This window comes from Motilibacter rhizosphaerae (assembly GCF_004216915.1).
GTDB lineage: Bacteria > Actinomycetota > Actinomycetes > Motilibacterales > Motilibacteraceae > Motilibacter > Motilibacter rhizosphaerae.
Map to the genome: position 1 here is coordinate 306,547 of NZ_SGXD01000004.1, position 17,010 is coordinate 323,556.

Consider the following 17,010-nt stretch of genomic DNA (forward strand, 5'->3'; position numbering starts at 1 on the left):
GGTCGCTGGTGCCTAGGGTCGTGGTGGTGGGGGCCGGCATGGGCGGCCTCGCCGCGGCCGCCCGGCTCCGCGCGCTCGGCCACGACGTGGTCCTGTGCGAGCGGGCGGGGAGGACCGGCGGCAAGCTCGCCGGCTGGTCGCGCGACGGCTTCGCCTTCGACACCGGGCCCTCGCTGCTGACGCTGCCGGCGACCTACCGCGACCTGTTCCTCAAGACCGGCGCGCCGCTCGAGGACGTCGTCGACCTGCAGCCGGTCGACCCGGCCTTCACGTACGCGTTCGCCGACGGCACGCGGCTCGTCCTGCCCAACACCTCGCGGGCGCGCACCCGCGAGGCGGTCGGCGACGCGCTCGGCGGCGCGGCTGCCGACGACTGGGACGCGCTCATCGCGCACGCCGCGCGGGTCTGGGAGCGCACCCGGCGCCCGTTCCTCGAGCAGGGCCTCGCGCCCCGCGAGCTGCTCGCCCTCGGCCGCGACCCGCGCGCGGTGCGCGACGTCGCGCCGTGGCTGACGCTGCGCGGGCTGGGGCGCCGGCTGCTGCGCGACCCGCGCCTGCGCCTCGTGCTCGACCGCTACGCGACCTACGCCGGGTCCGACCCGCGCCGCGCGCCCGCCGCGCTGTGCACGATCCCGTTCGTCGAGCAGGCCTTCGGCGCCTGGCACGTGGCCGGCGGCCTGCAGCGCCTCGGCAACGCGCTGGAGCAGCGCGTGCTCGAGCTCGGGGTGCAGCTCCGGCTGGGCGCGGAGGTCACCCGGGTGCTCGTCGAGGGCGGGCGCGCGGCCGGGGTGGAGCTGGCCGGCGGCGAGCGGCTGCCGGCCGACGTCGTCGTCGCCGACGCGGACGCCGGGCTGGTCTACGGCTCGCTGCTGCCGCCGCTGCCGCAGACACGCCGCGCGCTGCGCCGGGTGCGGCGCGCCGACCGGTCCTTCGGCGGCTTCGTCCTGCTCCTGGCGCTGCGCGGCCGGACCCCCGGGCTGACCCACCACACCGTGCTGTTCCCCGCGGACTACGACGCGGAGTTCGACGCGGTCTTCGCCGGGCGCACCGCCGCCGACCCGGCGGTCTACGTCTGCTCGCCCGACGACCCGGCGATGCGCCCCGAGGGCGGCGAGGCGTGGTTCGTCCTCGTCAACGCACCGCTCCACTCCCCCGGCAGTGGCTCCGCGGGGACGGACTGGCGCGCGCCGGGCGTCGCCACCGCGTACGCGGACCAGGTGCTGGACCTGCTCGCGGCCCGCGGGCTGGACATGCGCCAGCGGCTGCTGTGGTCGGAGGTGCGCACGCCGGCGGACCTCGAGGCTGCCGCCGGCGCGCCCGGGGGCTCGATCTACGGCAGCGCGGCGCACGGGCGGGCGGCCCCCCTGCTGCGCCCCGCCAACCGGAGCCCGCTGCCGGGGCTGTTCCTCGTCGGGGGCTCGGCGCACCCCGGCGGCGGGCTGCCGCTGGTGGCCCTGTCGGCGGCGATCGTCGCGGAGCAGGTCGGCGCCGCCTAGCGGTTAGGGTGGTCGGGAGACGGCCCGCTGCTGGAAGGACCCGCCGCCGCATGCGCCTCCCCCGCCCGAGCTACCGCCTCCCGTTCCGCCGCCGCGCGGCCGCCGCCCCCACCGAGGGGGTCGTCGCCGCGACCCCGGTGCCCCCCTCGACCACGCGCCGCGCCGCCCGCGCGGTCCTGGCCGCCGGGCTCGCGGTCCTCGTGGCGGCGCTCGTCGCGGTGGGGGCGGGACTGGCGGGGGGCGAGCCTCGCGGGGCGTCGGCCTCGGTGGAGTCCTACAGCGCGAGCCCCGGCTGGCTGACCGCGTCGGGCGGACCGCTGGCGGGGCTCAGCCCGCTGCCGGACTACGCCCTCCCCTCGACGCCGCCGCTGCCCCCGCCGCCCGCACCGAGCACGCCCGTCGTGCCCGTGGCCGTGCCTCCGGCGACGACGACCACCCCGCCCGCCGCCGCTCCCGGGACCACCGCGCCGGCGCCGGGCGGGACCACGTCACCGGGCAGCAGCAGCCCGACGCCCTCCGCGCCCTCGTCAGGTGACGTCCAGCCGCCGAGGCAGACGGCGACGACCGTGCCGGGGACGCTGTTCGGCATCCACGACGCCGAGCTCGCCGCAGGCAAGGTGCCGGGCGTGCCCGTCGGCGAGGTCCGCCTCTGGGACACGGAGGGCACGACCTGGCGCGACCTGCAGCCGACCTCGCGCACCTGGGACTGGACGAGGCTCGACACCGCGGTCGCCACCGCGCAGAAGGCCGGTGAGCGGGTCCTGCTCGTGCTGGGCCAGACCCCGCAGTGGGCGGCGTCGGACCCGAGCGACCCGGCGTACGCCAGCAGCACCGGCTACGGGCCGTCGGTCCCGCGGTCGGTCGGCAGCTGGACGACCTACGTCAAGGCCGTCGCGACCCGCTACAAGGGCCGCATCGCCGACTACGAGGTGTGGAACGAGCCCAACGCCAAGCAGTTCTGGACGGGCAGCATGAAGCAGCTCGTGCCGTTCGCGAAGGCGGCCTACACCACGATCAAGGCGGTGGACCCGGAGGCCACGGTGACCACCCCGGGGTTCGTGGTCCGCCGCAACGCCCAGCGCGGCGACTTCACCCGCTACCTGGACGCCGGCGGGGCGCAGTGGGCCGACGTCGTCAACGTCCACCTCTACCCGGAGCCCAAGGGCACTCCCGAGGACATGGGGACGATCCTCGACGACGTGCAGACCCGCCTCGCCAAGGTGGGCGCGAGCAGCAAGCCGATCTGGAACACCGAGGTCAACTTCGGCCTGCCCACCGGTGGCGCCACCGACGGGGCGACCTTCTCGGCGGCGACGCAGGCGGCCTACGTCGCCCGCAACTTCCTCGTCACCCAGGACCTCGGCGTGCGCCGGTCCTACTGGTACTCCTGGACTACCACGTCGCTCCCGGTCAGCCTGGTCGGCAAGGACCAGAAGCCGACGGCTGCGGCCGCGGCCTGGACGACGATCCGGTCGTGGATGGTCGGGCCCGGCTGGCGCGGCTGCACCACCAGCGACGACGGCACCTGGACCTGCTGGGTCGGCAGCGGCCGGATCGTCTGGAACCCCTCGCGGACGGTCGACTACCCCGTGCCCAGCGGGACCCGGACTGCGGTGAGCCTCACGGGCGCGAGCACGCCGGCCAAGGGCGGCGACTCGGTGAAGGTCGGCGGCAGCCCGCTGCTCCTGCGCACCTCGTGACCGGCGCGCGCGGGACGTCGTTCGGCGTCGTCGCGGACCTCTACGACCGGGTCCGTCCGGGCTACCCTGACCAGGCCCTCGACCGGCTGCTGCCGGCGCACCCCGTGCGCGTGCTCGACCTGGGCGCCGGCACGGGGAAGCTGACCCGGCAGCTCGCCGCCCGCGGCCACGACGTGGTCGCGGTCGAGCCGGACGCCGGCATGCGCGCGGTCCTCTCCCGCTCCGCAGGGCGCCCGGTCGAGGTCCTCGCCGGCACCGCGGAGCAGCTCCCCGTGCCGGACGCGAGCGTCGACGTCGTCATCGCGGCCCAGGCCTGGCACTGGGTCGACCCGGAGCGCGCGGTGCCGGAGGCGGCCCGCGTGCTGCGGCCCGGGGGCGCGCTCGCCCTGCTGTGGAACGTCCGCGACGAGTCCGTCGGGTGGGTCGCCGAGCTCGGCAGGCTCATGGAGCCCGACGTGCGGCAGGACGAGGCCTACGCCCGGCCCGGCGTCGGCGCGCCCTTCGGCCCGGTGGAGCGGTTCGAGGTGCCCTGGCAGCACGAGCTCGCCCCCGGCGACCTCGTCGAGCTCGCCGCCTCGCGCAGCTACGTCATCGCCGCCGCGCCCTCCGACCGCGAGCGCGTCCTGGCCGCGGTGGCCGAGCTGGCCCGGACCGCCCCCGAGCTGGCCGGCCGGGAGCGCGTCGCCCTGCCCTACGTCACCCGCTGCAGCCTCGCCCGGCTGCCGGTCTAGCTAGCCGCGCAGCTCGCGGCGCGCCCTCAGCAGCAGCTGGGCGCAGCCCGTCGCCCCTCCCGCGACGAGCGCCGCGGCGCCGGCCGTCCCCCAGGCCGGCGCCGGGCCGGGACCCACGGCCGCGCCGACCGCGAACAGCGCCACGACGACCACGCGGGTCGCCCGCTCCCCCACCGGGTACGCGGGCAGCTCGGTCCCCCCGGCCGCGGCGCGGGCCCGCGCGTACTCCTGGAGGGAGGCGAGCACGAGCGCCGCACCGGCGAGCAGCGGCGGCGCGCCCAGGACGGCGAGCGCGAGCACGAAGCACGCGTCGGTGACCCGGTCCACCACGGAGTCGAGCAGCCACCCCCACCGCGTCGTCCGCCCGGTGAGCACCGCCACCGCCCCGTCGAGCCCGTCGACGAGGCCGGTGAGACCGGTCAGCGCGGCGCCCGCCAGCGGCCAGGCGGCCCCGGGCAGGCAGGCGACGGGGACGAGCGCGCCGAGCACGAGCCCGGCGAGCGTGACGGCGTCGGGCGGGACGCGGCGCACGGCGAGCGGCCGGGCCAGCGCGTACGCGACGCGCAGCCAGCCGCGCACCATCCCCGTCGGGACGATGCCGGCGTGGAGCCGCGACCAGGCGGCGAGGTACTCCTCGAGGGTCACCGGCGGCAGCGTCAGCGGGAAGCGAGCCCCAGCGCGGCGTACGCCTCGCGCGTCGCCGTCGAGCGGTTGAGCGTGTAGAAGTGCAGGCCCGGCGCGCCCCCGTCGAGCAGCCGCTGGCCGAGCTCGACCGCGATCTCCACGCCCACCCGGCGGACCCCCTCCGGGTCGCCGTCGACCGCGTGCAGGCGGGCGGCGAGCTCGTCGGGGAACGCCGCGCCGGACAGCTGCACCATCCGCTGGATCTGCGCGACGTTGGTCACCGGCATCAGCCCGGGGATGACCGGCAGGCGGCAGCCGAGGGCGTCGAGGCGGTCCACCAGGCGGAAGTAGTCCTCGGCGCGGAAGAAGAACTGGGTGACGGCGTACTCGGCGCCGGCGTCGGCCTTGCGGACCAGCACCTCGGCGTCCGCCGCGAGGTCGACGGCCTCGGGGTGCTTCTCGGGGAACGCCGCGACCCCGACGGAGAAGTCGCCGAGCGAGCGGACGAGCTCGACCAGCTCGACGGCGTAGCGCAGGCCCTCCGGGTGCGGCTGCCACTCGGTGCCGGCACCGGCGGGCGGGTCCCCGCGCAGCGCGAGCACGTTGCGGATGCCGGCGTCGGCGTACTGCCCGATGACGCTGCGCACCTCGGCGCGCGAGGCGCCGACGCAGGTGAGGTGGGCGACCGGCAGCAGCGTGGTGTCCTCGGCGATGCGCCGGGTGATGCGGACGGTGCGGTCGCGGGTCGACCCGCCGGCGCCGTAGGTGACGGAGACGAACGTCGGCTGCAGCGGCTCGAGCTCGCGCACGGCGCGGAACAGCTGGCGCTCCCCCTCGTCGGTCTTCGGCGGGAAGAACTCGAAGGAGTACGACGGCCGGCCGGACGCGAGCAGGGCACCCACGCGCGTGGGCGCGCTGGCGGGGGCGGTGGGAGCAGCAGTCCCGGCGGGCGCGGCAGGCGCGGCATCGAGCGAGGAGGGCACGCACCCAGGGTAGCCAGCGGGGCGGGGAGCGCTCCCTGGGCGACGAGCACCTCGGGGAGCCCGGATGATCTCGGACTGCCGAGCGCTCCCGCTGCCCCTACGCTCGAAGCGCATCCCCGACGCGCTGGAGGTCCCGTGGCCCGCTCCCTGCCGACCGCCCTGGACGGTACGGACCTGCTGGCCCGCGTCGAGAAGGCGCTGGCCGAGTTCCTCGACGCGCAGGCGCCGGCACTGGACGCCGTGGCTCCGGACCTCGCGCCCGTGATGGGCACGGTGCAGGACTTCCTGCTCGACGGCGGGAAGCGGCTGCGGCCCGCCTTCGCGTACTGGGGGTGGCGGGGCGCCGGCGGGGCCGACGGCGAGGAGGTCGTCCGCGCGGCCTCCGCCCTCGAACTGCTCCACGCCTGCGCGCTCATCCATGACGACGTCATGGACGGCAGCGACACCCGTCGCGGCAAGCCCGCCGTGCACCGGCGCTTCGCGGCGCTGCACCGCGGCGAGCGCTGGCAGGGCGTGCCGGAGCAGTTCGGCACGGCCGCCGCCGTGCTGCTCGGCGACCTGTGCCTCGTCTGGTCCGACACGATGCTCGCCCGCTGCGGCCTGCCGCCCGAAGCGCTGCGGCGCGCGCAGCCGGTCTACGACACGATGCGCCTCGAGCTCATGGCGGGCCAGTACCTCGACGTGCTCGAGCAGGCCGTCGCCAGCACGGAGGTCGACCGGGCGCTGCGGGTGGCCCGCTACAAGACCGCGAAGTACACCATCGAGCGCCCGCTGCACCTCGGCGCCAGCCTCGCCGGCGGGGACCAGGCCGTGCTCGACGCGCTGTCGGCGTACGGCCTGCCGCTGGGCGAGGCCTTCCAGCTGCGCGACGACGTGCTCGGCGTCTTCGGCGACCCGTCGGAGACCGGCAAGCCGGCCGGCGACGACCTGCGCGAGGGCAAGCGCACGGTGCTCGTGGCCGAGGCGCTCGCGGCCGCGACGCCGCGCCAGGAGGCGGTGGTGGCGAGGCTGCTCGGCGACCCGAGGCTCGACGCGGACGGCGTGGCCGCGCTGCGCGAGGTCCTCGTCGACACCGGTGCGCTGGAGGCGACCGAGCAGCGCATCACGCGCAGCCTCGACGAGGCGCTCGGCGCGCTCGACGCGGCGGCGGGGTCGGGCACGCTCGACGCCACGGCCTGCACCGCGCTGCGCGAGCTGGCCGTCGCCGCCACCGCGCGGACGGTCTGACGTGCGCACGCTCAAGGGACCCTCGGACTCCGTCGTCGTCGTCGGCGCCGGGCTCGGCGGCCTGTCCGCCGCGCTGCGCCTCGCCGGCGCCGGGCGCCGCGTCACCGTCATCGAGCGGGAGGCCGAGCCCGGCGGCCGGGCGGGCGTCCTGCGCGACGCGGGCTGGTCGTTCGACACCGGCCCGACGGTGCTCACCATGCCCGAGCTCATCGCCGACGCGCTCGCCTGCGTGGACGAGGAGCTCGAGGACTGGCTCGACCTCGAGCCGGTGCGCCCGCTCTACCGCGCGCGCTACGCCGACGGCTCCGTCCTCGACGTGCACGCCGACACCGAGCAGATGGCCGAGGAGATCACGCGCGTCTGCGGCGCGGGCGAGGCAGCGGGCTACCGGCGCTACGTCGAGTTCGTCTCCGAGCTCTACCGCCTGCAGATCCGGCACTTCATCGACCGCAACATCGACTCGCCGCTCTCGCTGGTCTCCCCCAGCCTGGCCCGGCTCGTCGCCATCGGCGGCTTCCGCAAGCTCACCCCGAAGGTCGGGCAGTACCTCCAGGACCCCCGCACCCAGCGGGTCTTCTCCTTCCAGTCGATGTACGCCGGGCTCGCCCCGCAGGACGCGCTCGCGATCTACGCCGTCATCGCCTACATGGACTCCGTGGCGGGGGTCTACTTCCCGCGCGGCGGCATGCACGCCGTACCCCGCGCGCTGGCGGGTGCCGCCGAGAAGGCGGGCGTCGAGTTCCGCTACGGCACCACGGTCTCCCGGGTCGAGACCCGCGGGAAGCGGGCGGTCGCCGTCATCACCGCGGACGGGGAGCGCATCCCCTGCGACGCGCTCGTCCTCAACCCCGACCTGCCCGTCGCCCACCGCGACCTGCTGGGGTCGGTGCCGCGCCGGGTGGAGCGCCTCTCCTACTCACCGTCCTGCGCGCTGCTGCTCGCGGGGAGCACCGCGACGTACCCCGACCTGGTGCACCACAACATCTTCTTCGGCGATGCCTGGGAGGGCGTCTTCGACGAGATCATCGACCAGGGCAGGCTGATGAGCGACCCGTCGTTCCTCGTGACCCGCCCGACGGCGAGCGACCCCTCACTCGCGCCGGCGGGCAAGGAGTCGTACTACGCGCTGTTCCCGACGCCCAACCTGCGCGCGGGGATCGACTGGCGCGGCGAGGGTCCGCGCTACCGCGACGCCATGGTCGCCTCGATGGAGTCCCGCGGTCTCAGCGGCTTCGGTGACTCCATCGAGGTCGAGCACCTCACCACCCCGCTCGACTGGGAGGAGCGCGGCATGGAGGCCGGGGCGCCCTTCGCCGCCGCCCACACGTTCCTCCAGACCGGTCCGTTCCGGCCGCGCAACACCTGGGGCGACAACGTCGCGTTCGCCGGCAGCGGGACCCAGCCGGGCGTCGGCGTGCCGATGGTGCTGCTCAGCGGGCGGCTGGCGGCCGAGCGGATCACGGGGCCCGACAGGGCGTACCGGTCGCGGGCGTGGCGGTGAGCCGGCTGCAGCTGCAGGGCGGCGCGCGCGACCTCGACGCCGCCGGCATCACCGACCCCGCGCTGCGCGAGTCCTACGAGGTCTGCCGACGGCTCAACGCCGAGCACGGCAAGACCTACTACCTCGCGACGCTGCTGCTGCCCTCGCACAAGCGGCCCTACGTGCACGCGCTCTACGGCTTCGCCCGCTACGCCGACGAGTTCGTCGACTCGCTCACGGACCCGCACCCCGACGCGCTGCTCCCCTGGGCCCAGCGCTTCCTCGCCGACCTCGAGGCAGGCTCCTCGACGGACCCCGTGGGGAGCGCCATGGTCGACACCGTGCGCCGCTGGGACATCCCGGTCGAGCACGTGGTCGCGTTCCTCGACTCGATGGCGATGGACCTCACGGTGACGTCGTACGCGACGTACGACGACCTCCGCGGCTACATGCACGGCTCGGCGGCGGTCATCGGGCTGGAGATGCTGCCGATCCTCGAGCCGCTCGACGACGCCGCCGCTCCCGCCGCGGCTGCTCTGGGCGAGGCGTTCCAGCTGAGCAACTTCCTCCGCGACGTCGCCGAGGACCTGCAGCGCGGCCGGGTCTACCTGCCGCAGGAGGACCTCGACCGCTTCGGCGTCACGCGCGCCGACCTGGCCGTCGCCCCGGCCCTCCCCCACGTGCGCGAGCTCATCGCCTTCGAGGTACGCCGCTGCCGGGAGATCTACGCCGTCGCCGAGAGCGGCATCGACCACCTGCACCCCACGAGCCGGGACTGCATCAGGACCGCGCTCGTGCTCTACGGCGGCATCCTCGACGAGATCGAGCGGGTGGACCACGACGTGCTCTCCGCCCGCGTCTCGGTGCCCCTGCCCAAGCGGCTCCGCGTCGCGGTCCCCGGGCTCGTGCGGGCGGCGGCGGCGCGGCGCGAGGCGCGGTCGTGGCGCCCGCTCCCCGGCGCCGCCTGAGGAGGGTCAGGCGACCGAGCCGCCGTCCCGGCGGAGCAGCTCAGCGACGAGCAGCAGCGCGAGCGACGTCGTGCCGCAGAGCAGCCGCCCGGCGACGGCGTCGTCGACCGCCTCGTCCAGCGCCACCCAGCGCTGCTCCATCCCCTGCTCGTCGTCCTCGCGCTCGGCCTCGCCCGGTGCGAGTCCCGTGGCGAGGTAGAGCTCGGTGCGCTCCTCGCTCACGCCGGCCGCGGGGGCGACGGTGCGCAGGTGCCGCCACCGCTCGGCGGACCAGCCGGTCTCCTCGTGCAGCTCGCGCCGCGCGGCCTGCTCCGGGGGCTCGCCCTCCCGGTCCTGGAAGCCCATGGGCAGCTGCCACAGGCGCTGCTCGACGGCGGGCCGGAACTGCTCGACGAGCAGCACCTGCCGGTCCTCGCGCAGGGCCACGACCGCCACGCCGCCCGGGTGGGCGAGGACGTCGTACGCCCGCTCCTCGCCGCCGTCGGGCACGACGGCCCGGCGCACGCCCACCTTCGGCCCGTCGTAGACCGGCTCCGAGCGCACCACGTGCTCCGCGTGCTCCTGCTGCTCTGGCATGGCGCAGCCCCTGCCCGCCCCCGGCCGGCCGCACGCGCGGGGCGGGAGGTCGGACGCGGGGCCAGCGCGCGGGTCGGCGCGCCGGGGTCAGAGCGCGAGCGCCTGGGCGCGCCGCTTGACCTCGGTCCCACGGTTCTCGCGCAGCGCCTGCACGGGGGTGCCGGGCAGCGAGTCGTCCGGGGTGAACAGCCAGCGCAGGGCCTCGTCGTCGTCGAAGCCCGCGTCGCCGAGCACGGTGATGAGGCCGGGCAGGCCCTTGACCACAGCGCCGTCGAGGACGAAGGCCGCGGGGACGCTCAGCACGTTGCGCTCGCCGCGGCGGGCGGCCAGCAGGGCGCGGTCCTTGATCAGCGAGCGGACCTTGACCACGTCGACGCCGAGCGCCTCGGCGACGTCGGGGACGGTCAGCCAGCTGCTGACGAGGGTGTCGACCTCGGGGGCTGCGTTGCTCACGGGCGCACTCTAGCGAGCCGCGGGGCGGCTGGGCAGGTCGTCACTCTTGTCACAATCGCCACAACACTACTAGCGTGCCCCTCCAGCACCAGGAGCGACACGCCGACACAGCTGTCGTGACGACGAGCGGCTCGCCGCTCCCCCGCAGCAGGCGGAAGGCCGCCGAGGAAGAGGCACGATGAGCGAGGCCACCCCGGGTCGAGCGGCAGGGCCGCGCCCGCGGCGAGCCGGCGCGCTGCGCGCGCTCGCGGTGCCGCTGCTCGTCGCGGTGCTCGGGACGGCGGCGGCGCCGGGATGGACGACGGTCCGCGTCCGCCAGGGCGACACGCTCTCGGCGATCGCGCACCGCTACCACACGAGCGTGGCGCGCCTCGTGCGCGCCAACGACCTCCCCGGCAACGGGCACGTCATCATCGCGGGCGCCGTGCTGAAGGTGCCCACCGCTGCGGCGCAGGCGAAGATCGCCGCGAAGCGGTCGGCGGGCTCCCGCGCGCACCGCACCACGGCCCGGCGCACGACCGTGCGCACCACCACCGTGCGCTCGACCCGGGTGGTCTACGTGCGCTACGTCGTGCGCCCCGGCGACAGCCTGCAGCGGATCGCCCGCCACTACGGGACGCCGGCCAGCGCGATCCGGCTGCGCAACTCGCTGCCCGGCGACAGCATGGTGCGGATCGGGCAGGTGCTCCGGATCCCCGTCCACCGCACGACGGCCGTCCGGACCACGACGCGCACCCCCAGCAGGACGCCGACCCGGCGGAAGGCGACGAGCCGCCCGCTGCGCACCACGGGGTCGAACTCGTTCGCCGGGCGGACCTACCCGAGCGAGACCGTGCGCCGCGCCGCGGTCAACCGCGCGAAGCTCGCCTCCCGCTCGCTGCCCTCGCGCGACCGGATGCGCGCCATCATCGCCTCCACCGCCCGCAAGCACGGCGTGAGCCCGTCGCTCGCGCTCGCCGTCGCGTACCAGGAGTCGGGGTGGAGCCCGCGCGTCGTGAGCGTCGCCGGGGCCATCGGGGCACTGCAGGTCATGCCCGCCACCGGGGAGTGGGCGTCCGGCATCGTCGGGCGCCGGCTCAACCTGCTCGACCCGTACGACAACGCCACGGCGGGCGTCGTCCTGCTGCAGGTGCTGACGCGCACGGCGGCCACCACCGAGCAGGCGGTCGCGGGCTACTACCAGGGGCTCGCCTCGGTGCGCAGCCGCGGGATGTTCTCCGACACCAAGCAGTACGTCGCGAGCGTGATGGCCCTGCGCGGGAGGTTCGGCGCCTAGACTCCACGGGTGGACTCTGCGGTCGCCGACCCGCTGGTCGGGCAGGTCGTCGACGCGCGCTACCGCGTCGAGCGCCGCGTCGCGAGCGGCGGCATGGCGACCGTCTACGACGCGCTGGACCTGCGGCTCGAGCGCCGCGTCGCGCTCAAGGTCATGCACCCCTGGCTGACGACGGACCCCGACCTCGTCGCGCGCTTCGGCCGCGAGGCGAAGGCCGCGGCGCGGCTCTCGGCCCCGACCATCGTCGCGGTGCTCGACCAGGGCGAGGACGCCGGGCGCGTCTGGCTCGCGATGGAGTACGTCGAGGGCGGCACCCTGCGCGACCTGCTGCGCGAGCGCGGCCGGCTCGACCCCGCGCAGGCGCTCGACGTGCTGCTGCCGGTGCTCGAGGCGCTGGGCGCTGCGCACGCAGCGCAGTTCGTCCACCGCGACGTCAAGCCCGAGAACGTCCTGCTGCGCGCGGACGGCGCGGTCAAGGTCGGCGACTTCGGCCTCGTCCGCGCGGTCACCGCGGCGAGCACGACGCGGGCCGACGGCGTCCTCGGCTCGGTCGGCTACCTCGCGCCGGAGGTCCTCGAGCGCGGGACCGCCGACGAGCGGGTCGACGTCTACGCCGCAGGGGTCGTGCTCTTCGAGGCCCTCACCGGGGAGCGCCCCTTCGCGGGCGAGACGCCGATCCAGGTGGCCTACCAGCACGTCCACAGCGCGGTGCCGGCGCCGTCCTCGCTGCGGCCGGAGCTGCCGCCCGCGCTGGACCGGCTCGTGCAGGACGCGACGCGGCGCGACCCGTCCGCCCGGTTCCGCGACGCCGCCGCCATGCTCGCCGCCGCCCGCGCGGTCCGGGCCTCGCTCGGGGGCCAGGCCACCGAGGTCGTCGCTCCCCGCTCGCCCACGGCGACGCGGCCGGTGCCGCCGCTGCCCGCTGCCCCGCCCGCGGCACCCCGCCGCCCCTCCCCCGGTCGCGTACGACGTCGCCGCCGCGCGCTCGCGGCCCTCGTCGTCCTGCTCGCGCTCGTCGGCGCGGGCGCGTGGTGGGGACCGCTCCGCTACGCGAGCCCGCCGTCGCTGGACAGCCTCCCGACCGCGCAGGCGACGCAGGTCGCGCGCGCCCACGGCTTCGGCGTCGCGGTGGCCGAGCGCTACGACGACCACGTCCAGCGGGGCCGCGTCATCGACAGCACGCCCCACGACCCGTGGCTGCGGCGCGGCAGCACCCTGCACCTCGTCGTCTCCCGCGGGCCCGAGGTGCACGACGTCCCGCAGGTGGCGGGCAAGAGCGTCGCGGACGCGCGTGCGGCGATCGCGGCCGCGCACCTCACGGCGGGCGCCGTCAGCGGGGCGTGGAGCGACACGGTGCCGAAGGGGATGGTCGTCTCGACCACGCCCCCCGCGGGCGAGTCGCAGCGCGCGGGCACCGCCGTCGCCCTCGTCGTGAGCTCGGGGCCGCGCCCGGTCAAGGTCCCTCGGCTGCTCGGGCTCAGCGCGGACGACGCCACCGCGGCCCTCGCCGCGGTGCGGCTCGAGATCGCGACCAGCAAGGACTACAGCCTCACCGTCCCGGACGGCGAGGTGATGAGCCAGGGCACGTCGGCCGGCACCTCGGTGCTGCCCGGCACGACCGTCCCGGTCACCGTCTCGCAGGGCCCGCCGCTCGTGAAGGTCCCCTCCGTGGTGGGGATGCGCACGGGGGCGGCGCGCGGCCGGCTCGAGGCGGCTGGCTTCCGCGTCACCACCGGCGGGATCGACATCCTCGGCCGGGTGCTCTACCAGAGCAAGCACGGCTCGGCGCCGCAGGGCTCGACGGTCCACCTCACCACCACGTGACGCGGCGCAACCCCGTCGGCGCGCACATCCGCACGCCGGGCGGACTCGCGCGCGGCGGTCTGGCGTACGCCGACGCCCTGGGCGCCGAGGTCGTCCAGGTCTTCGTCGGCAACCCGCGCGGCTGGGCCGCGAGCCCCGGCGACCCGGCGCAGGACGAGGCGTTCCGCGCCGGCTGCGCCGAGCGCGGGCTGTCCGTCTTCGTGCACTCGCCGTACCTCGTCAACTTCGGCTCGCCGACGCCGACGACGCTGGAGGGCAGCCGCCGCATCGTGCGCCACAACCTCGAGCGCGCGGCGCAGATCGGCGCCCGCGGCGTCGTCGTCCACACCGGGTCGGCGGTCGACGGGACCCCGCGCGACGCGGCGCTGCGCCAGGTGCGCGAGGCGGTGCTGCCGCTGCTCGACGAGCTGGGCGACGACGCCCCCGACCTGCTGCTCGAGCCCACGGCCGGCCAGGGGCAGTCGCTGTGCGCGCTCGCGGCGGATCTCGGCCCGTACCTCGACGCGCTGGACCGGCACCCCCGCGTCGGCCTCTGCCTCGACACCTGCCACGCGTTCGCCGCCGGCCACGACCTGGCCGCCCGCGGCGGCGCGGCCCGCCTGCTCGACGAGGTGGTCGCTGTCGCCGGCCCGGGGCGCCTGCGCCTCGTGCACGCCAACGACAGCAAGGACGTGTGCGGCGCGGCGAAGGACCGCCACGAGCGCATCGGCGCCGGGCACATCGGTGAGGCGCCGTTCCGCGCGCTGCTGCGCCACCCGGCGACGAGGGGCGTGCCGTTCGTCCTCGAGACGCCGGGCGAGCAGGCGGAGAACGCCGCCGACGTGGCGCTGCTGAAGTCCCTGCGCCGCTGACCCCTCCTGGGGTCTGAGGGACCACCCCTCTCCCCGTGATCATGCACGTCCTGGGCCGGCGCGCCCCAGGATGTGCATGATCACCGCGGAGGGGCGGGCGGGCGACCGCAGGGTCAGCGGGCGGGAGGCCGGGCCGGTGGGGTACAGTCCTGCCCGTGCAGCGACAGTTCTATGGCGTCGGCGACGCGCCCGGCTGGGTCCGGGCGGGGCGTCCGGCAGCCGCTGCCTAGCCCCGCACACCGACCCCCCAAGCCCCGGCGCTCGTCGAGCCCGGGGCTTCCTCGTGTCCCGGCGGGCGGGCGCGGAACCCCTGAGAGGACACCCCATGGTCGTGGTCATGGCCCCCGAGGCCACCGAGGAGCACGTCGCCGCCGTCGTCGAGCGCGTCGAGGCGGCGGGCGGCGAGGCCTTCGTCAGCCGCGGCGTCTCGCGCACCATCGTCGGGCTCATCGGCGACGTCACGGCGTTCGGCGACCTCGAGCTCCAGGCGCTGCCCGGCGTCAGCGACGTCGTGCGGGTCAGCACGCCGTACAAGCTGGTGAGCCGCGAGCACCACCCCGAGAAGAGCACGGTCGTCGTCGGCGGCGTGCCGATCGGCCCCGGCACGTTCACCCTCGTCGCCGGTCCGTGCGCGGTCGAGTCGCCCGAGCAGACCCTCGCCGCTGCGCAGATGGCCAAGGCCGCGGGCGCGACGCTGCTGCGCGGCGGCGCGTACAAGCCGCGGACCTCGCCGTACGCGTTCCAGGGCCTCGGCCAGCGCGGCCTCGAGATCCTCGCCGACGTGCGCGCGGAGACCGGCCTGCCCGTCGTGACGGAGGTCGTGGACGCGCACGACGTCGAGCTCGTCGCGTCGTACGCCGACATGCTGCAGATCGGCACCCGCAACGCCGGCAACTTCGGCCTGCTCCAGGCCGTGGGGGCGGCCGGCAAGCCGGTGCTGCTCAAGCGCGGGATGAGCGCCACCATCGAGGAGTGGCTCATGGCCGCGGAGTACATCGCCCAGCGCGGCAACCTCGACATCGTGCTCTGCGAGCGGGGCATCCGGACGTTCGAGACCGCGACGCGGAACACCCTCGACATCGCTGCCGTGCCCGTCGCGCAGGGGCTGAGCCACCTGCCGGTCATGGTCGACCCCTCGCACTCGGGCGGACGGCGCGACCTGGTGATCCCGCTGTCGCGCGCGGCGATCGCCGTCGGCGCGGACGGCATCCTCGTCGACGTGCACCCGCACCCGGAGACCGCGCTCTGCGACGGGCCGCAGGCGCTCGTCGAGTCCGACCTGCGCGCCCTGGCGGCGGTGTGCCGGCAGCTACCGCCCCTGCTGGGCCGCGCGCCGGTCGCGGGCTAGGAGCCGGGGCTAGGAGCGGAGCCTAGGCGGCGGTCGCGGGCTGGGCGCGCTCCACGCGGGCGCGCCCGGCCCGCTTCGCGGCGTACAGCGCCTGGTCGGCGCGGTCGACCAGCGCCTCGGGCAGCTCGCGCCCGTCCCACTCCGCGGCGCCGGCGGAGAACGTGCGACCCTCCGGCGTGACGCGCGTGAGCCGGCCGAGGAGGACGACCGCCTGCTCGGCGCTCCTCCCGGGCAGCACGACGAGGAACTCCTCCCCGCCGTAGCGCGCGAGCGTCGCCGACCGCGGCAGCTGCTCGCGCCAGGCGGCGGCGCAGCCCACGAGCAGCCGGTCGCCCGCCTGGTGGCCGCGGCTGTCGTTGAACTGCTTGAAGTGGTCCAGGTCGACCATCGCGACGGCCAGCGGTGCGCCGGCCGCGCGGCACGCGTGCAGGGCGCGGTCCAGCTCGGCGTCGCCGCTGCGCCGGTTGGGCAGCCCGGTGAGAGCGTCCGTGCGCGACAGCCGCTCGAGCCGCACGGCCTGGTCCTGCAGGCGGCGGAGCAGCCCGGCCATGCGGGCGACGACGAGGAGGAAGAGCACCGCCGAGCTCGCCGCCACCGCCCACCCGTCGAGCGACCGGCCCAGCGCGAGCTCGACCGCGAGCGTCACCGGGGAGAGCAGGCTGGCGGCGGTGAGCGCCAGCAGCCGGCGCCGCGGGAGGGGCTCGGCCGGCGGGGGCTGGGGGTCGGTGAGCGCGGCCGCGTCGGGGTGCAGCGCGGCAGCTCCCAGCAGGAGGTACGCCGCGAGGAACGGCAGGCTGGCGGCGAGCGCGAGGACGTCGCCCCCGCTGTCCCCGAGCTGCGCGAACCAGACGTCGCTCAGCAGCGTCGCGACGAGCCCGCCGAGGAGCATGCGCAGCGACGTGCTCCGCCGGCCGCCTCCCGCCCAGAGCCGGGCCGCCGTGGCGAGCAGCAGCACGTCCCCGACGGGGTACGCGAGGGAGACCACCGTCCCGAGGCCGGGGTCGGCGTCGGCGAGGGCGGGCCGCACGACACCGACCCACACGAGCAGGCCGAGCCCGACGGTGAGGACGGCGCTGTCGAGGTGCGCCTCGCGCCCGTGCAGCCCGCCGCGGCGACGGGCGAGGACCACGAGCGCGGCTGCCAGCAGGGGGTACTGCGCGAGGTAGGCCACGTCCGCCACCGACGGGAACGGCGAGCGGTGGAGCACCGTCAGCAGCAGCGTCCAGGTCGCGTCCCCCACGGCGGTGGCGAGCATCCCCAGGGCGAGCAGCAGCCAGGTGGAGCGGGCGCGTCGCGGCGAGCGGGCCGCTCGCCACCCGAGCGCGACGACGGCCGTGGCGTCGACGGTGAGGTACGCGAGCTGGCCGACCAGCGGGCCCCACGCAAGCTGGGCGAGGACGTGGGCGACCACGAGGAGCACCCCGACGCCGAGGTACGCCCGGTGCGCTCGGTTCGCCTGGTGCACCGGGAGCG

General features: G+C 76.5%; 15 protein-coding genes. 10 read left to right on the forward strand and 5 right to left on the reverse strand.

Features of this window, described 5'->3' with window-relative positions:
• The first annotated feature begins 8 nt into the window (after positions 1–8).
• The 3 genes from EV189_RS16435 to EV189_RS16445 are packed head-to-tail and all read left to right on the forward strand — an operon-like array spanning position 9 to position 3,927.
• Positions 9–1,496 (forward strand): phytoene desaturase family protein, encoded by a 1,488-nt coding sequence (locus EV189_RS16435; protein WP_130494049.1) that lies wholly within the window; start codon positions 9–11, stop codon positions 1,494–1,496.
• Positions 1,497–1,546: 50 nt separating this feature from the next.
• Entirely contained in the window at positions 1,547–3,196 is a 1,650-nt protein-coding gene (locus EV189_RS16440) for a GH39 family glycosyl hydrolase (RefSeq protein WP_130494050.1), read from the forward strand.
• Positions 3,193–3,927 carry a class I SAM-dependent methyltransferase gene (locus tag EV189_RS16445; protein ID WP_130494051.1) on the forward strand — a complete coding sequence of 245 codons (735 nt, stop codon included), beginning with the start codon at positions 3,193–3,195 and terminating at the stop codon, positions 3,925–3,927. Before EV189_RS16440 ends, EV189_RS16445 begins: the two co-directional genes overlap by 4 nt.
• On the opposite strand, the gene EV189_RS16450 is transcribed toward EV189_RS16445, so the two are convergent.
• Both EV189_RS16450 and metF read right to left on the reverse strand, forming a co-directional pair.
• Positions 3,928–4,572, reverse strand: a complete 645-nt coding sequence (locus EV189_RS16450) for a CDP-alcohol phosphatidyltransferase family protein (protein WP_130494052.1) — start codon at positions 4,570–4,572, stop codon at positions 3,928–3,930. It abuts the gene before it with no gap.
• An 11-nt stretch (positions 4,573–4,583) separates the two neighbouring features.
• Entirely contained in the window at positions 4,584–5,453 is an 870-nt protein-coding gene (metF, locus tag EV189_RS16455; protein WP_407938155.1) for a methylenetetrahydrofolate reductase [NAD(P)H], read from the reverse strand.
• A gap of 240 nt (positions 5,454–5,693) precedes the next feature.
• Between metF and EV189_RS16460 the strand changes: the two genes are divergently transcribed.
• Genes EV189_RS16460 through EV189_RS16470 form a run of 3 tightly spaced genes read left to right on the forward strand, consistent with a single transcriptional unit; the run spans position 5,694 to position 9,209 of the window.
• Complete coding sequence (locus tag EV189_RS16460) at positions 5,694–6,761, forward strand: polyprenyl synthetase family protein (protein WP_407938156.1); 1,068 nt, start codon at positions 5,694–5,696, stop codon at positions 6,759–6,761.
• A 1-nt stretch (position 6,762) separates the two neighbouring features.
• Entirely contained in the window at positions 6,763–8,262 is a 1,500-nt protein-coding gene (gene crtI / locus EV189_RS16465) for a phytoene desaturase family protein (protein ID WP_130494054.1), read from the forward strand.
• Positions 8,253–9,209: a phytoene/squalene synthase family protein gene (locus EV189_RS16470; protein ID WP_231116493.1), complete on the forward strand. Its 957-nt coding sequence runs from the start codon at positions 8,253–8,255 to the stop codon at positions 9,207–9,209. Before crtI ends, EV189_RS16470 begins: the two co-directional genes overlap by 10 nt.
• A gap of 6 nt (positions 9,210–9,215) precedes the next feature.
• On the opposite strand, the gene EV189_RS16475 is transcribed toward EV189_RS16470, so the two are convergent.
• Entirely contained in the window at positions 9,216–9,785 is a 570-nt protein-coding gene (locus tag EV189_RS16475) for an NUDIX domain-containing protein (protein WP_130494055.1), read from the reverse strand.
• An 87-nt stretch (positions 9,786–9,872) separates the two neighbouring features.
• Positions 9,873–10,238, reverse strand: a complete 366-nt coding sequence (locus tag EV189_RS16480) for an Rv2175c family DNA-binding protein (RefSeq protein ID WP_130494056.1) — start codon at positions 10,236–10,238, stop codon at positions 9,873–9,875.
• A gap of 178 nt (positions 10,239–10,416) precedes the next feature.
• Here EV189_RS16480 and EV189_RS16485 point away from each other — a divergent pair, with 178 nt between their 5' ends.
• The 4 genes from EV189_RS16485 (at position 10,417) to aroF (ending at position 15,537) form a co-directional block, all read left to right on the forward strand.
• A complete protein-coding gene (locus EV189_RS16485) occupies positions 10,417–11,514 on the forward strand; it encodes a LysM peptidoglycan-binding domain-containing protein (RefSeq protein ID WP_130494057.1) in 1,098 nt (365 codons plus the stop codon).
• A 9-nt stretch (positions 11,515–11,523) separates the two neighbouring features.
• On the forward strand, positions 11,524–13,338 hold the full coding sequence (pknB, locus tag EV189_RS16490) for a Stk1 family PASTA domain-containing Ser/Thr kinase (protein WP_130494058.1): 1,815 nt from the start codon (positions 11,524–11,526) through the stop codon (positions 13,336–13,338).
• Positions 13,335–14,189 (forward strand): deoxyribonuclease IV, encoded by an 855-nt coding sequence (locus EV189_RS16495; RefSeq protein ID WP_130494059.1) that lies wholly within the window; start codon positions 13,335–13,337, stop codon positions 14,187–14,189. Before pknB ends, EV189_RS16495 begins: the two co-directional genes overlap by 4 nt.
• Before the next feature lie 325 nt (positions 14,190–14,514).
• A complete protein-coding gene (gene aroF, locus EV189_RS16500) occupies positions 14,515–15,537 on the forward strand; it encodes a 3-deoxy-7-phosphoheptulonate synthase (RefSeq protein ID WP_130494060.1) in 1,023 nt (340 codons plus the stop codon).
• Between the two features lie 22 nt (positions 15,538–15,559).
• Here the strand turns inward: aroF and EV189_RS16505 are convergent, their stop codons facing one another.
• Positions 15,560–17,002, reverse strand: a complete 1,443-nt coding sequence (locus EV189_RS16505) for a GGDEF domain-containing protein (RefSeq protein WP_130494061.1) — start codon at positions 17,000–17,002, stop codon at positions 15,560–15,562.
• Positions 17,003–17,010 lie beyond the last annotated feature (8 nt).

What these genes read in the sequence shown, in the direction of transcription:
- EV189_RS16440 (WP_130494050.1), top strand. Translation starts at nt 1,547, where the DNA reads ATGCGCCTCCCCCGCCCGAGCTACCGCCTCCCGTTCCGCCGCCGCGCG.
- EV189_RS16475 (WP_130494055.1), bottom strand. Translation starts at nt 9,785, where the DNA reads ATGCCAGAGCAGCAGGAGCACGCGGAGCACGTGGTGCGCTCGGAGCCG.
- EV189_RS16485 (WP_130494057.1), top strand. Translation starts at nt 10,417, where the DNA reads ATGAGCGAGGCCACCCCGGGTCGAGCGGCAGGGCCGCGCCCGCGGCGA.
- aroF (WP_130494060.1), top strand. Translation starts at nt 14,515, where the DNA reads ATGGTCGTGGTCATGGCCCCCGAGGCCACCGAGGAGCACGTCGCCGCC.